The 15364-nt window shown below is 36.0% G+C and carries 12 protein-coding genes and 1 other annotated feature; of the genes, 9 read left to right on the top strand and 3 right to left on the bottom strand.

The features are described 5' to 3' along the window. Positions 1-4: 4 nt before the first annotated feature. Positions 5-748, bottom strand: coding sequence for a UMP kinase (gene pyrH / locus BAQ44_RS12465; protein ID WP_000806134.1), 744 nt, complete (start codon positions 746-748; stop codon positions 5-7). Positions 749-1125: 377 nt separating this feature from the next. Here pyrH and BAQ44_RS12460 point away from each other — a divergent pair, with 377 nt between their 5' ends. From BAQ44_RS12460 to BAQ44_RS12435, 6 genes are all read left to right on the top strand, one after another. After that, on the top strand, positions 1126-2397 hold the full coding sequence (locus BAQ44_RS12460) for a cation:dicarboxylate symporter family transporter (RefSeq protein WP_071721853.1): 1272 nt from the start codon (positions 1126-1128) through the stop codon (positions 2395-2397). 24 nt (positions 2398-2421) lie between these two features. Continuing rightward, the gene (gene aspA / locus BAQ44_RS12455) at positions 2422-3861 is read left to right on the top strand and encodes an aspartate ammonia-lyase (protein ID WP_061676611.1); all 1440 of its coding nucleotides are present in this window, start codon (positions 2422-2424) and stop codon (positions 3859-3861) included. Between the two features lie 76 nt (positions 3862-3937). Then, complete coding sequence (gene malS / locus BAQ44_RS12450) at positions 3938-5650, top strand: oxaloacetate-decarboxylating malate dehydrogenase (protein WP_071721946.1); 1713 nt, start codon at positions 3938-3940, stop codon at positions 5648-5650. 63 nt (positions 5651-5713) lie between these two features. Then, the gene (locus BAQ44_RS12445; RefSeq protein ID WP_211274090.1) at positions 5714-7012 is read left to right on the top strand and encodes a sensor histidine kinase; all 1299 of its coding nucleotides are present in this window, start codon (positions 5714-5716) and stop codon (positions 7010-7012) included. A gap of 2 nt (positions 7013-7014) precedes the next feature. Further along, positions 7015-7947, top strand: a complete 933-nt coding sequence (locus tag BAQ44_RS12440) for a response regulator (protein WP_071721851.1) — start codon at positions 7015-7017, stop codon at positions 7945-7947. Positions 7948-8064: 117 nt separating this feature from the next. After that, positions 8065-11271, top strand: a complete 3207-nt coding sequence (locus BAQ44_RS12435; RefSeq protein WP_071721850.1) for a DEAD/DEAH box helicase — start codon at positions 8065-8067, stop codon at positions 11269-11271. 96 nt (positions 11272-11367) lie between these two features. Here the strand turns inward: BAQ44_RS12435 and BAQ44_RS12430 are convergent, their stop codons facing one another. After that, positions 11368-11502, bottom strand: a complete 135-nt coding sequence (locus BAQ44_RS12430; RefSeq protein WP_000047588.1) for a DUF3934 domain-containing protein — start codon at positions 11500-11502, stop codon at positions 11368-11370. Positions 11503-11907: 405 nt separating this feature from the next. Beyond that, positions 11908-12166, top strand: a binding site (T-box leader). A 70-nt stretch (positions 12167-12236) separates the two neighbouring features. Between BAQ44_RS12430 and asnA the strand changes: the two genes are divergently transcribed. Both asnA and BAQ44_RS12415 read left to right on the top strand, forming a co-directional pair. Continuing rightward, on the top strand, positions 12237-13220 hold the full coding sequence (gene asnA, locus BAQ44_RS12420) for an aspartate--ammonia ligase (RefSeq protein ID WP_071721848.1): 984 nt from the start codon (positions 12237-12239) through the stop codon (positions 13218-13220). A gap of 136 nt (positions 13221-13356) precedes the next feature. Next, a complete protein-coding gene (locus tag BAQ44_RS12415; protein ID WP_071721847.1) occupies positions 13357-13794 on the top strand; it encodes a helix-turn-helix domain-containing protein in 438 nt (145 codons plus the stop codon). Between the two features lie 194 nt (positions 13795-13988). Here BAQ44_RS12415 and BAQ44_RS12410 read toward each other — a convergent pair whose 3' ends face one another. Beyond that, positions 13989-14444 carry a VOC family protein gene (locus BAQ44_RS12410; protein WP_071721846.1) on the bottom strand — a complete coding sequence of 152 codons (456 nt, stop codon included), beginning with the start codon at positions 14442-14444 and terminating at the stop codon, positions 13989-13991. 342 nt (positions 14445-14786) lie between these two features. Here BAQ44_RS12410 and BAQ44_RS12405 point away from each other — a divergent pair, with 342 nt between their 5' ends. Then, on the top strand, positions 14787-15329 hold the full coding sequence (locus BAQ44_RS12405) for a ClbS/DfsB family four-helix bundle protein (protein WP_071721845.1): 543 nt from the start codon (positions 14787-14789) through the stop codon (positions 15327-15329). Positions 15330-15364: the final 35 nt, after the last annotated feature.

Raw genomic sequence — 15364 nt, 5'->3', positions numbered from 1 at the left:
ATAGTTAGTTTTCATGCACAAGCAATGAAGCATCATCATTAATCAAAGTCCCCACATGCTCACCTAAGCAAATTCGTTTCATTACTCCAGGTTCATCAAAGTTAAAGACGTGAGCGGGTAAATTATAATCCCGGGCAAGTAATAAAGCGGCTTGATCCATGACTTGAATGTTTTGCCTAACCACATCGTTATAGTTTAGTTTTCTGTACATTTTCGCTGATTTATTATGTTTTGGATCACTAGTAAAGACGCCATCTACGCCTTGTTTTGCGACTAATATTGCGTCACTATTCATTTCAATGGCTCTTTGAACACTTGGATAATCTGTCGTAACGAACGGTTGCCCGTTACCGCCGCCAAAAATGACAACATAACCGTTATCTAAATGATGTACTGCTCTGAGGCGAATATAAGGCTCTGCTACTGCATTAAACGGGATGGAAGTCATAACGCGTACTTCTCTATCTGTTTTACTTGTTAAAACGCCGCGAAGCATTAAGCTATTAATGATTGTACCTAACGTACCGATATTATCAGCTTCTACACGGTCAATTCCCCATTCTTCAGCTAGATGACCTCTGAAAATGTTACCGCCGCCGATGACAATGGATACTTCGATACCTAAGTCAATAATGGATATAATTTCGTTTGCGATATGTTCTAATCGTTTGGAGTTAAAGCTATTTCCGGATTGATCAGCAAGTGCGCCGCCGCTTAATTTAATTAAGACTCTTTTGTATGGCTTCATAACAATTCCCCCTATATAGATCGCAATAAAAAAGGAACAAAGGCAAATGCCTTTGTTCCTTTTTAAGAAAATGAAAAAGAAAAGAAGAAGATAGGTCGAATTTTTGTACATAATTTTTCATACCATCCACTCCTTTTCGCTTCGATTTGTTGTAAGTATATATCTTTTTGATTATACGAAACAATCTGATTACTTATCAAGTATATTTTATTTCTTTTTCATGAAAAGGTGTCAATGAAAAAGAGAAGAAAAATTTTTGAATTTTTTGTGACGAACTTGTAGGTTTTTGTATGATTTTGTAGGTTCGCCTATATGATGTGTGTGTAAGCTTTTATAAATACGAAATGAAAGCGTTCGCATAAAGGGGATGAACATAAATGAAAAAATTCGGATTGGCAACACAAATTTTTGTTGCACTTGTTTTAGGGATTGTAGTAGGGGCAATCTTCTATGGTAATAAAACGGCGATTTCTTATATCACACCAATTGGGGATATATTTATTCACTTAATTAAAATGATTGTAGTACCGATTGTTATTTCAGCATTAATTGTTGCGGTAGCTGGTGTAGGAGATATGAAGAAGCTTGGGAAACTGGGCGGGAAGACGATTCTTTATTTCGAAATCATTACGACGATTGCTATTTTAATGGGATTACTTGCAGCGAATATATTCCAGCCAGGTACTGGCGTTGATATGAGTAATTTACAGCAAAGTGATATTTCTTCTTATAAACAAACAGCAGATGCAACAGAGAAGAAAGGCTTTGCAGAAACGATTGTTCATATTGTACCGAAAAATGTATTTGAATCGATTTCACAAGGTGACTTATTACCGATTATTTTCTTCTCCGTATTATTCGGTTTAGGAGTTGCGGCAATTGGAGACAAAGGAAAGCCTGTCTTTAACTTCTTTGAAGGTGTACTCGAAGCGATGTTTTGGGTTACAAATCAAGTTATGAAATTTGCACCATTTGGTGTATTCGCATTAATTGCGGTTACGGTTGCAAAATTTGGTGTAGCAACACTACTTCCTTTAGGAAAACTAGTGCTAGCTGTATACGTAACTGTTATACTATTCGTTGTGATTGTATTAGGTATTAATGCACGAATGGTTGGCGTAAACATTTTTACATTAATGAGAATTTTAAAAGAAGAACTTATTCTTTCATTTACGACAGCAAGTTCAGAAGCTGTTTTACCTAATATAATGAGAAAAATGGAAGAGTTCGGTTGTCCAAAGGCAGTTGCCTCTTTCGTAATTCCGACAGGTTATACATTTAACTTGACTGGATCGGCTATTTATCAAGCGTTAGCGGCATTGTTTGTTGCACAAATGTACGGTGTGCACATGTCACTGACAGAGCAAATTACGTTATTATTCGTTCTCATGTTAACATCCAAGGGTATGGCGGGAGTTCCAGGTGCATCATTCGTTGTTGTATTAGCAACGTTAGGTTCAATGGGATTACCACTAGAAGGTATCGCGTTAATTGCGGGAATTGACCGCATTTTAGATATGATTCGCTCATCTGTCAATGTATTAGGAAATGCATTAGCGGCCATTGTTATGTCGAAGTGGGAAGGCGAATTCGATAATGAGAAAGCAAAACAATATGTAGAAACAGTCAAAGAAACAAAAGCAGCATAAGAAATCGTTAAGGAGTGAATAATCATGGCAACATTAACTGAAGTTAAAAATGGTGTTCGAATTGAAAAAGATTTTTTAGGTGAAAAAGAAGTACCAAACTATGCATACTATGGCGTACAGACTATGCGTGCAGTAGAAAACTTCCCAATTACAGGATACAAAATCCATGAAGGCTTAATTAAAGCATTCGCAATTGTAAAAAAAGCTGCAGCGCTTGCTAATACAGATGTAGGAAGATTGGAATTGAACAAGGGCGGCGCGATCGCAGAAGCCGCTCAAGAAATTCTTGATGGAAAATGGCATGATCATTTCATCGTAGATCCAATCCAAGGCGGAGCAGGTACTTCAATGAACATGAATGCAAATGAAGTTATGGCCAATCGTGCTCTTGAATTATTAGGAATGGAAAAGGGAGACTATCATTATATTAGTCCAAATAGTCATGTAAACATGGCGCAATCAACAAACGATGCATTTCCAACGGCGATTCATATTGCAACATTAAACGCATTAGAAGGTTTATTACAAACGATGGGTTATATGCACGATGTATTTGAATTAAAAGCAGAACAGTTCGATCATGTTATTAAAATGGGTCGTACACATTTACAAGACGCTGTGCCAATTCGTCTTGGTCAAGAATTTAAAGCATACTCTCGCGTACTTGAACGTGATATGAAACGTATCAAGCAATCACGTCAACATCTATATGAAGTAAATATGGGAGCAACTGCAGTTGGTACAGGATTAAATGCAGATCCAGAATATATTGAAGCAGTTGTAAAACATTTAGCTGCAATCAGTGAATTACCACTTGTTGGTGCAGAAGACTTAGTAGATGCAACGCAAAATACGGATGCATATACAGAAGTATCAGCAGCACTTAAAGTGTGTATGATGAATATGTCTAAAATTGCAAATGACCTTCGCTTAATGGCATCAGGTCCACGCGTTGGTTTAGCGGAAATTATGCTACCAGCTCGTCAACCAGGTTCATCAATTATGCCAGGGAAAGTAAATCCTGTTATGCCAGAAGTAATTAACCAAATTGCGTTCCAAGTAATTGGTAACGACCATACAATTTGCCTTGCTTCAGAAGCAGGACAACTAGAATTAAACGTTATGGAACCAGTACTTGTATTCAACTTACTTCAATCTATTAGCATTATGAATAACGGTTTCCGTGCCTTTACAGATAATTGCTTAAAAGGAATTGAAGCGAATGAAGATCGCCTAAAAGAGTATGTTGAGAAGAGTGTAGGAATTATTACAGCCGTGAACCCTCATATCGGTTATGAAGCAGCAGCTCGCGTTGCGAAAGAAGCAATCGCGACAGGGCAATCCGTTCGAGAACTTTGTGTGAAAAATGGTGTATTGTCGCAAGAAGATTTAGAGTTAATTCTAGATCCATTCGAAATGACACACCCAGGGATTGCAGGAGCAACTCTTTTAAAGAAAAATTAAAAGAAGAGGGGGGACAAGCCCCTCTTCTTTTGTTTACAATATAGAAATGCTATATATGAATAGAGGTAGGGATGTTATGAGTAAGTTTACAGTAGCTTCTAATGGTTCATTAGAAACGACATTAAGAGGAGTAGAAGTATTATCAACACCACTTTTAAATAAAGGGGTCGCTTTCACGCAAGAAGAGAGAGAAGAATTAGGTTTAAAAGGGTTATTACCGCCAGCAGTTTTAACATTAGAAGAACAAGCACGCCGAGCATACGAGCAATTTTGTTCTCAGCCGGATGATTTATTAAAGAATGTATACTTAACAGCGTTGCATGATCGAAATGAAGTATTATTTTATCGTATATTAACAAACCATTTACGTGAAATGTTACCGATCGTATATACACCAACTGTTGGTGTAGCGATTCAAAGATATAGTCATGAATACCGTAAACCACGTGGTGTGTATTTATCAATTAACGATCCGTCAGGTATTGAAGAAGCATTCGCAAATATCGGTGCAACAGCTGAAAACATTGATTTAGTCGTTGTAACAGATGGGGAAGGCATACTTGGAATTGGTGACTGGGGCGTTGGTGGTATTAACATCGCAATCGGAAAATTAGCTGTTTATACGGCCGCGGTTGGAATCGATCCTAGTCGTGTATTACCGGTAATTCTAGACGTAGGTACAAATCGTGAAGAACTATTAAACAATCCATTTTATATTGGAAATCGTCACCCTCGTATAACTGGTGAAGCTTACGATGAGTTTATTGATACGTTTGTACAAGCGGTAAATAAGCAATTCCCGAAAGCACTATTACATTGGGAAGATTTTAGTTCTCGAAATGCACGAAAAATTTTAGATAAATATCGTCATGATATTTGTACATTTAATGATGATATTCAAGGTACAGGTGCAGTTTCCCTTGCTGCTGTATTATCGGCAGTGAAAGCTTCAGGTGTACCGTTAAGTGAACACCGCGTTGTTGTATTTGGTGCTGGGACGGCTGGAATCGGTATCGCAGATCAAGTTAGAGATGCAATGGTCCGCGAAGGCGTATCAGAAGAAGAATCATATAAGCGTTTCTGGTGTATTGATCGTAACGGGTTAGTTACAGATGATATGGAAGATCTTCTTGATTTCCAAATGCCGTATGCACGAAAAGAAGCAGAAGTAAGTGAGTGGAAACAAAATGATGTGATCGGACTTGCTGAAGTTGTGAAACATGTAAAACCAACAATTTTAATCGGTACATCAACGGTTGCAGGCGCATTTAAAGAAGAGATTATTAAAGAAATGGCTTCTCACGTAGAAAGACCAATCATTTTACCAATGTCGAATCCGACGCCACTTGCTGAAGCAAAACCAGTAGATTTAATCGAGTGGACAGAAGGAAGAGCATTAGTAGCAACAGGAAGTCCATTTGAACCAGTTACATATAACGGTGTAACGTATGTAATTGGACAATCAAATAATGCACTTATTTTCCCAGGGCTTGGTCTTGGAACAATTGTTGTACGTGCAAGCGTCATGACGGATGGAATGTTCGCAGCAGCTGCTGAAGCAGTTGCAAGCATGGTAGACACAAGTCAGCCAGGAGCACCTATTTTGCCAGAAGTTGAAGAGTTACGTAATATCTCGGAAATGGTTGCAATTGAAGTAGCGAAAGTTGCCGTTGCAGAAGGTGTTGCCAGAGAGAATTTAAGTGATAACGATATTAAGATTGCAGTGAAAGAAGCAATCTGGGAACCAGAGTATCGCCAAATAAAAGCGGTAGAAAAGGTTAGAATATAGAAATAAAGCCCGTTTATTATATAAGCGGGCTTTCACTTTTACTACTGACAAAAAGTATAGGAAGTGGCATCTTTGAATTGGAATCAGTTATGGAAGAAAGATATATCCCTTTTAATTATATTAATGGTAGTTGTTCCGATTGCTGGAGAGCTTAATTTTCATCCTTTTAATGATACGTTTCGTGTTAGCTTTGGGACACCACTTTTCTTCTTTTTATTACTATTTTTAAGAAGAATCCCAGCAGCGGCTGCAGGTATTCTTGTCGGTATATGTGTCGTTTTATTCCGCGTATGTCTTGACTGGGTTATGCAAGGGTCATTTCATATGACAGAATCATTTTATTTGCGTTATCCTGTGTTCTTTTATTATTTTATTTATGGAAGTCTTTTTTCATTTTGTAGGGTGAATAAGTTTCATCAGAAACCAATCGTTATTGGTTGCCTTGGAATTACAATTGAAATTATCGCAAGTATGTCAGAACTAGCGATTTATCATATGGTCGTGCTCGGTACAACGATAACAGTTTCTGAAGTAAATAAACTTATCATTATTGCTATTTTCCGCAGTTTCTTTGCACTAGGCTTTTTAAATATGATGATTTTATATGAAACGAAATTAAAAGAATCGCAAGTTCGAAAAGAAAATGAAAAAATGTTCATGCACCTTTCAAATTTATATGTAGAATCAGTTCATTTGAAGAAAACGTTACAAAATGCAGAATTGATTACACAAGAAGCATATCAACTATATCGAAATTTACAGGAGAAAAATGATTCTAGCAGTAAAACAGCATTGAAAATAGCAGGAGAAGTGCACGAAATAAAAAAGGATAATCAAAGAATTTTTGCAGGATTATCCAAACTGTTATTAGATAAAAATGTGGCGGAGTATGTAGAAGGTCATGAGCTTACAGAAATGATTGTAAGAATAAATGAAAAGTACGCTGGAATGCTAGAGAAAGATATATGTTTTTCTAAACATATAGAAGGTGAACACGCTGCATATCACGTGTATACAGTGCTATCAATCTTTAATAATTTAGTTGCCAATGCAGTGGAAGCAATTGAAGATAGAGGTCTCATTCATATTAAGTTATATAAACATGATCAACATGTAATCTTTGAAGTAATTGATGATGGCCCTGGTATAGCACAAAAGTATAAGAAATTAGTATTTAAGCCCGGGTTTACTTCCAAGTATGATCAAACAGGAACACCGTCAACAGGTATTGGACTTTCTTACATACACGAAATGGTAACAGAGCTCGGCGGAGAAGTAAGGTTAGAAGACAATGAAAATGAAAAAGGATGTAAGTTTATCGTTTGTTTACCGGAGGGCAGTTTAAAGTGGGAAGGGGAATAGGTTTGTTTTATTCTATTGTAGATGATGATGAAGTTTTCCGTTCGATGCTTTCGCAAATTATTGAGGATGGCGATCTTGGGGAAGTAATTGGAGAATCGGAAGATGGAGCTTTTGTAGAAGTAGAACAGCTAAATTATAAAAAAGTGGATATTTTGTTTATTGATTTACTCATGCCAATGAGAGATGGCATTGAAACAGTTCGCCATATAGCGCCTTCATTCAACGGGAAAATTATTATGATTTCCCAAGTTGAATCGAAACAGCTCATTGGTGAGGCATATACACTTGGTGTGGAATATTATATTACGAAACCACTAAACAAAATTGAAGTTGAATCTGTCGTACGAAAAGTAATGGAACGGATTCGCTTGGAGCGTTCCATACATGATATTCAAAAATCATTGAATAACGTGTTTCAGTGGGAGCAGCCGCAAATGCGCAATGAACCGGTGCAAGAAGCAAAAAAGATAGCAGATTCCGGACGCTTCTTACTAGCAGAACTCGGTATTGCGGGAGAGAACGGAAGTAAAGATTTACTTAGTATGCTGGAATATTTATACGGACAAGAAAAGGCGCAAACATTTGAATTTGGATTTCCTGCGTTAAAAGACATTTTTCACCAAATTACATTAAAAAAATTAGATCATATAGCTTCAGATGTAGATATAGATAAGGAGAGAAAAGCATCTGAACAACGTGTAAGAAGAGCGATTTATCAATCATTGAATCATTTAGCTTCACTCGGACTAACAGACTTTTCAAATCCAAAATTTGAAAGCTATGCCCCGAAATTTTTTGATTTCACTGTAGTGAGAAAACGAATGACAGAAATGACAAAGGATGAAATAGCGACTTCTGGACATATACGAATTAATACGAAAAAATTTATTCAAGTGTTGTATTTTGAGGCGAAAAGGTTGATGGAGATAGAGTGAAGAAGGTGCTTATAAATAAGCATCTTTTTTGTTCAATCAACATTTTATATTTTCTCGTTAAGCATGTAAAATGTTAAGTAAGAGAAAATGGTTTTACATTAAGGAAGTGTCAAAACAATGAGTTTTACATTAAATAAATCGATTATTAAAGAAGTGTGCGGAGAGACCTCGTATAAAAGAGGCGAAGCTTATTATAAATCAAATAAAGTAATCGTGAATCATTATGATGAAACGAAAGAAATTTGTGAGGCAACGGTAAAAGGGAACGAAGATTTCCATGTTACAGTAGAAAAGGCTCAAAAAGGTGATGTAGTTGCGAGATGTAGTTGTCCTTCGTTAGCGTCTTTTCAAACGTACTGTCAACATGTTGCAGCCGTACTAATACAAATAAATTATAACCAGCAAACGGGCGGCATGGTCTCTGTTAGTAATGAAAATATGAGCGGAAATGATCAATTAACGAGCGGGATGTTTCAGTTGTTTGCAGACAAACCACTGCGGCCAAAAAGTAAACAACACCGTTTTGATACACGTGAAATATTAGATGTTGCGTTTATATGTTCACCAGTGGCTACGAAAAGCGGTGGGGCCCTTCTTGGAATTCAGTTAAAACTTGCGAAAACATACTTTATAAAGCATATTAGAGACTTTCTTTCTAAAGTGGAGAAAAGAGAGACTTTTCATTGTTCTAATGAATTTACATACACACCAGATGTACATAGCTTCAGGCAAGAAACGGATGCGGTTATTCAGCAGCTGATTAAAATGTATCATAATGAAAAAATGTATGAAGATGCGCTAGAAGTACATACGAAACAAGATGAAAGTATGATATTCATACCGCCAGCTTCGTGGAAAGATATGCTCTCTTCACTTACTAAAGTTGAGTATGTACAGCTGAAACAAAATGAGCAGCTGTTTCATGGCTTGCAAATGTCAAACGGTTTATTGCCATTACATTTTGAATTTACGAAAGGAAATAATGGTGGATTCACACTTCGTATAGACGGCTTAAATCGTGTTCAAGTTATGGACATGTATAACAACGCTCTTTATGATGGGAAACTATATCATTTGCCTATGGAAGATTGTATGCGACTTATCGAACTACAAAAGATGATGAGTCGCTCAAATAGTAATCAGTTTTATATTCCTGAAAATAAGATGGAACATTTTGTAGCGAAAGTTGTACCAGGATTAATGAAACTTGGAACGGTACGCATTGATGAAGTCATATCAGATCGTGTTGAAACACCGTCGCTAAAAGCAAAACTATATTTAGATCGAGTGAAAAATCGCTTGTTAGCAGGTCTTGAATTTCATTATGGCAATGTTGTGATCAATCCGCTAGAAGAAGACGGGCAGCCGTCTGTTTTTAATCGGGATGAGAAAAAGGAAAAAGAGATTTTAGATATTATGAGTGAAAGTGCCTTCGCGAAAACAGAAGGTGGATACTTTATGCATAATGAAGAAGCGGAGTATAACTTTTTATATCATATCGTTCCAACGTTAAAAGGTTTAGTTGATATTTACGCGACAACAGCAATCAAATTACGCATTCATAAAGGGGATACAGCTCCTCTTATTAGGGTAAGAAGAAAAGAAAGAATTGATTGGTTATCATTTCGTTTTGATATAAAAGGAATACCGGAAGCGGAAATTAAAGGTGTATTAGTCGCTCTTGAAGAGAAACGCAAATATTACCGATTAGCGAATGGTTCTTTATTATCACTAGAGAGCAAAGAGTTTAATGAAATTAATCAGTTTGTAAAAGAATCAGGTATTCGAAAAGAATTTTTACATGGGGAAGAAGTGAATGTTCCGCTTATTCGGAGTGTAAAATGGATGAACGGACTTCACGAGGGTCATGTTTTAAGTTTAGATGAGTCTGTTCAAGATTTAGTTGAAAGCATTCAAAATCCGAAAAAATTAAAGTTTACAGTACCACAAACTTTACATGCTGTAATGAGAGAGTATCAAGTATACGGATTCGAGTGGATGAAAACACTTGCCTATTATCGTTTTGGCGGTATTTTAGCAGACGATATGGGACTTGGGAAAACGTTGCAAAGTATTGCTTTTATAGATTCTGTTTTGCCTGAAATTCGGGAGAAGAAGCTACCTATATTAGTCGTTTCACCGTCCTCGCTCGTCTACAATTGGTTTAGTGAATTGAAAAAATTCGCCCCGCATATTAGAGCGGTTATTGCAGATGGAACTCAAACAGAACGACGGGAAATTTTAAAGGACGTAGCGGAATTTGATGTCGTAATTACGTCATATCCGTTACTGAGAAGAGATATAAGATCGTATGCGAGGCCGTTTCATACACTATTTCTTGATGAAGCACAGGCGTTTAAAAATCCTACAACGCAAACCGCAAGAGCAGTGAAAACTATTCAAGCTGAGCATCGTTTCGGACTAACGGGAACGCCTGTAGAAAATTCATTAGAAGAGCTATGGTCGATCTTCCATGTCGTCTTTCCGGAATTATTACCGGGAAGAAAAGAATTCGGTGATTTAAGGCGAGAAGATATAGCAAAGCGCGTAAAACCTTTCGTATTAAGACGACTAAAAGAAGATGTATTACAGGAGCTTCCAGATAAAATAGAGCACTTACAGTCATCGGAGTTATTACCAGATCAAAAGAGACTATATGCTGCTTATTTAGCGAAATTAAGGGAAGAAACGTTAAAGCATTTAGATAAAGATACGTTACGTAAAAATAAAATTAGAATTTTAGCTGGCTTAACGAGATTACGACAAATTTGTAATCATCCCGCTTTATTCGTTGATGATTATAAGGGGAGTTCAGCTAAATTTGAGCAATTGCTAGAGATACTAGAGGAATGCAGAAGTACTGGTAAGAGAATTTTAATCTTTTCTCAATTTACGAAGATGCTGTCTATTATTGGTCGTGAGTTAAACCGTCAAGCTGTTCCATACTTTTATTTAGACGGAAATACACCTTCGCAAGAACGTGTAGAGCTATGTGACCGGTTTAACGAAGGAGAAGGGGATCTATTTCTCATTTCTTTAAAAGCTGGTGGTACGGGTCTTAATTTAACGGGTGCCGATACGGTTATATTGTACGATTTATGGTGGAATCCAGCTGTTGAACAACAAGCAGCAGATAGAGCATATCGAATGGGACAAAAAAATACGGTACAAGTTATTAAGTTAGTGGCTCATGGAACAATTGAGGAAAAAATGCATGAACTGCAAGAGAGTAAGAAAAATTTAATCGCTGAAGTGATTGAGCCGGGAGAAGAGAAATTGTCCTCAATTACTGAGGAAGAAATTCGAGATATTTTAATGATTTAATAAAGCTATGCCTTCAAATGTATGAGGGCATAGCTTTATTGTTGTAATAATTATATTTTGTTTTGTACAAAGTAAAGAAATCAAATGTTATTTAGATTACTTCTTTGTGCCTTTACTTTTGTATGGCTTGGCAGCTGCCTTTTTCTTTGCACTTGATTGCCAACGGTTCCACCCTTTACTTCCTGTACCTTGTCCTACACCTTTTTTTGGTTTTGCTTTCGTTTTACTCATATGATCACTCCGTTATATAAAAATCTTATTTGATAATAGTCAATGATTTAGAAAATACTCTTTATAAATGACTATGTTTACTTTAAGTAAAAATAAACTGCTTGAATGCTATAGTATAACATGAATTTGCAAGTAAACTGAAAGGAATTATAAAGAAAATGAAAATAATACGAAATACTGCGGATTCTATATTTCGAACGATTACATTACTTGTTGTGTATATGTTAGTCTCGCTTAGTGAAACATTTTTTGGATTGACGAGACAGAAAAAGTAAAGATGTTAAATTAGCAACAATCAATAAAGCCGTAAAATAAAGAATTGAAAAATATTTTTAAATTTTTGTTGACTTTCTTTATTTTTTGTATAGAATAATCATTAATAAAATGTTTCAGAGATGTGACAACAAAACGACTATGAAAGGACGAGTAGTAGTAGGATGTAGTCTAAGCGAGTCAGGGGTGGTGTGAGCCTGATACGAAGCCTATTATGAAGAACCTCCTGGAGTTGCTAACCGAAATCCTTTACAGGAAAGTAGACTTAGCCGGGTACTTCGCCGTTACAAGAAGAACAGTATCGAGATATTTCATCTCCGTATTGTATAAGTGAGCAACCTCTGTTGCTAATTTGGGTGGTACCGCGGAACCAAAGCCTTTCGTCCCAGTTTTTTGGGAAAGAAGGGCTTTTTTTGTTGGCTTCTTTTCACAACATCCAAACATTTTAGGAGGAAACCACCATGTATCAATCATTAATGACAGTAAGAGAGACTCAAATCGCAATTAAGGAAGTTAAAACATTTTTCGAGGATCAATTAGCAAAACGCCTTGAACTATTCCGCGTATCTGCACCATTATTCGTAACGAAAAAATCAGGATTAAATGATCATCTAAACGGTGTAGAACGTCCAATTGAATTTGATATGTTACACTCAGGAGAAGAATTAGAAATTGTTCATTCACTAGCGAAATGGAAAAGATTTGCATTACATGAATATGGATATGAAGCTGGTGAAGGTTTATATACAAACATGAACGCGATTCGTCGTGATGAAGAACTTGATGCAACACATTCCATTTACGTTGACCAATGGGATTGGGAAAAAATCGTTCAAAAAGAATGGCGTACTGTAGATTACTTACAAAAAACAGTACAAACAATTTATGGAATATTCAAAGATTTAGAATACCACTTATTTGAAAAGTATCCGTTCCTTGGAAAGTATTTACCAGAAGAAATTGTTTTCATCACTTCCCAAGAACTAGAAGATAAATATCCAGAATTAACACCGAAAGATCGTGAACATGCAATTGCAAAGGAACACGGTGCAGTCTTCATTATCGGAATTGGTGATGCACTTCGTTCAGGTGAAAAGCATGATGGGCGCGCAGCTGATTATGATGATTGGAAATTAAACGGTGACATTTTATTCTGGCACCCAGTATTACAATCTTCATTCGAATTATCATCAATGGGAATTCGTGTTGATAGCAAATCACTTGATGAGCAATTAACGAAAACAGGTGAAGATTTCAAACGTGAGTACGATTTCCATAAAGGTATTTTAGAAGACGTACTACCATTAACAATTGGCGGTGGTATTGGACAATCAAGAATGTGCATGTACTTCTTACGAAAAGCACATATCGGTGAAGTTCAATCTTCTGTATGGCCTGACGATTTACGTGAAGCTTGCAAGAAAGAAAACATTCATCTGTTTTAATAGAAGAGAGAGGATAACTCAAAGAGTTATTCTCTCTTTTTTATTGTGTAAACGAATGGTTTACAGTGGATTGTACCAATAGTTTCTTTCTTTTTTATCTCCTATTATGTCATAATTTGTTAAAGGAGGGGACGTTATGAGCTTAGGACAACAACTTAAAAGATTACGAGAGTCAAAAGGGTTTTCACAAGAAGATGTTGCTAAAAAGATTGGTGTTACGAGGCAGGCGGTGTATAAATGGGAAAATGATAAAAGTTACCCTGATATTGAAAATTTGATTTTATTGAGCGAAATGTATAATGTTACGCTCGATGAGTTAATAAAAGGGAACCAAAATTTAAAAGAGAAAATACATATTGATGAAGATGAAGATTTTGAGAAAGAGAATGTGTTTGGTTTTTATATTGGGTTTGGTTTGCTAATTGTGAGTGCTTTCGTTGATTATGAAGGAATGCAAGAGATCTTATTAGGAATTGCACTATTCATGATGGTTTTTTATTCTGACGTAAAGAAAGTTATGTTGAATGAGTTCAAATCGTTTTTCAAAAGAAAAGATATATATGATAAGAAGTGAGAAGAGTCAGTTATATTTCCTAGGAAAGATTATAACATGCAATTGAATTGTTTTATAATAATTTTAAGATGTTAATAGTATGTTAAAAAGTCCAAATAAGCATAACCCCGTTCTAAAGCTAGGACGGGGTTCAAAATCTAATTTCTATTAAGCGTAAAGTTCTTTCAAATATTTTTAATTCAGTAAAACATTACTTATTTGTTACCGAGTTCTTCCGCTAAACCAATTAAAATTCCTTCAGTTCCACGAATGTAGCAAAGTCGATACGAATTCTCGTACTGAACTACTTCACCAACGAGCTGAGCACCATGCTTCTTAGTAAGTCTAGATACCATTTCGTCAATGTCTTCAACGGTGAACATGACGCGCAAATAACCGAGGGCATTTACAGGAGCTGTCCGGTGATCTGCAATAGTAGGTGGTGTGAGAAATCGCGAAAGTTCAATTCGGCTATGGCCATCTGGGGTTACCATCATAGCAATCTCCACGCACTGAGAACCGAGTCCGGTTACGCGACCAGCCCATTCCCCTTCGACGGTAGCGCGCCCTTCGAGTTTTAATCCAATCTCTTCGAAGAAAGAGATTGCGTTATCAAGAGATTCTACAACGATGCTGACATTGTCCATTCTTAGTAACTTGTTGTTTGGCATAGTCTTTATCTCCTTATATGTATAATTTTATTTGTTAATTCTCCTCATAATTATACTAAAATCTCTTCTAAACAAAAAACTCATTGTTAATACACAATTATTCGTAAACCCTATATTATTGAAATATACGTGAACTATATTTCGTCAATTTGCTATTTGATAAAAGAAGTTTGACTTTCCTACAAAATATTCCTATCCTAAACGCTATTATCTAGAATGAAGTATATTGAACTAACAGCATAAATTTAAATAAATCAGCTTAAATTAACAATATTTTAACTTTAAATTCAAAACAAAAAGGGGATCTCTGTTAATATATAACAAAAGGGAGGGACTACCAAGGTGACTAGAAATGAAAAGGGAATTTTATTACTGAATAGTGACAAAAACTTTAATTCATTACTTGAAATAATTGAATCCGTACCTAGTAGAAAAAGGGACATTTCCATTGAAAATCAAGAAAGGGATAAGAGTTTCCGTGATGTATTAATGCATCTGTATGAATGGCATGCAATGCTGGAGAGATGGTATAGAGAAGGAATGAATGGGGATAATCCATTTATACCAGCACCTGGTTATAAATGGCGTACTATAGGGTTACTCAATATGCGAATTTGGGAAAACTATCAAAATGTAACATTAAATCAAGCAATAAAAAAATTGAAGTTAAGTCATGAACGAGTGATGGAACTAATTAAATCACATACCAATGAACAAATCATGACAAAAAAACAATATAAATGGACAAAAACAAGTAATTTATATAGCTATTTTGCAGCGAACACTTCTAATCATTACATTTGGGCTATAAAAAAATGTGAAATTATTGCAAAGTCTATAAAAGAAGTGGAAGAGGAACAGAAACAGAAACAGTTTGTAAAATAATGTACTCAAACTAACTGTGTGTTTCTTTAATTACA

Origin of the sequence: Bacillus mobilis, from assembly GCF_001884045.1 — a bacterium.
Taxonomy (GTDB): domain Bacteria; phylum Bacillota; class Bacilli; order Bacillales; family Bacillaceae_G; genus Bacillus_A; species Bacillus_A mobilis.
Note: the sequence above shows the minus strand (reverse complement) of the source record. Positions and strands in the feature narration are given on the sequence as shown.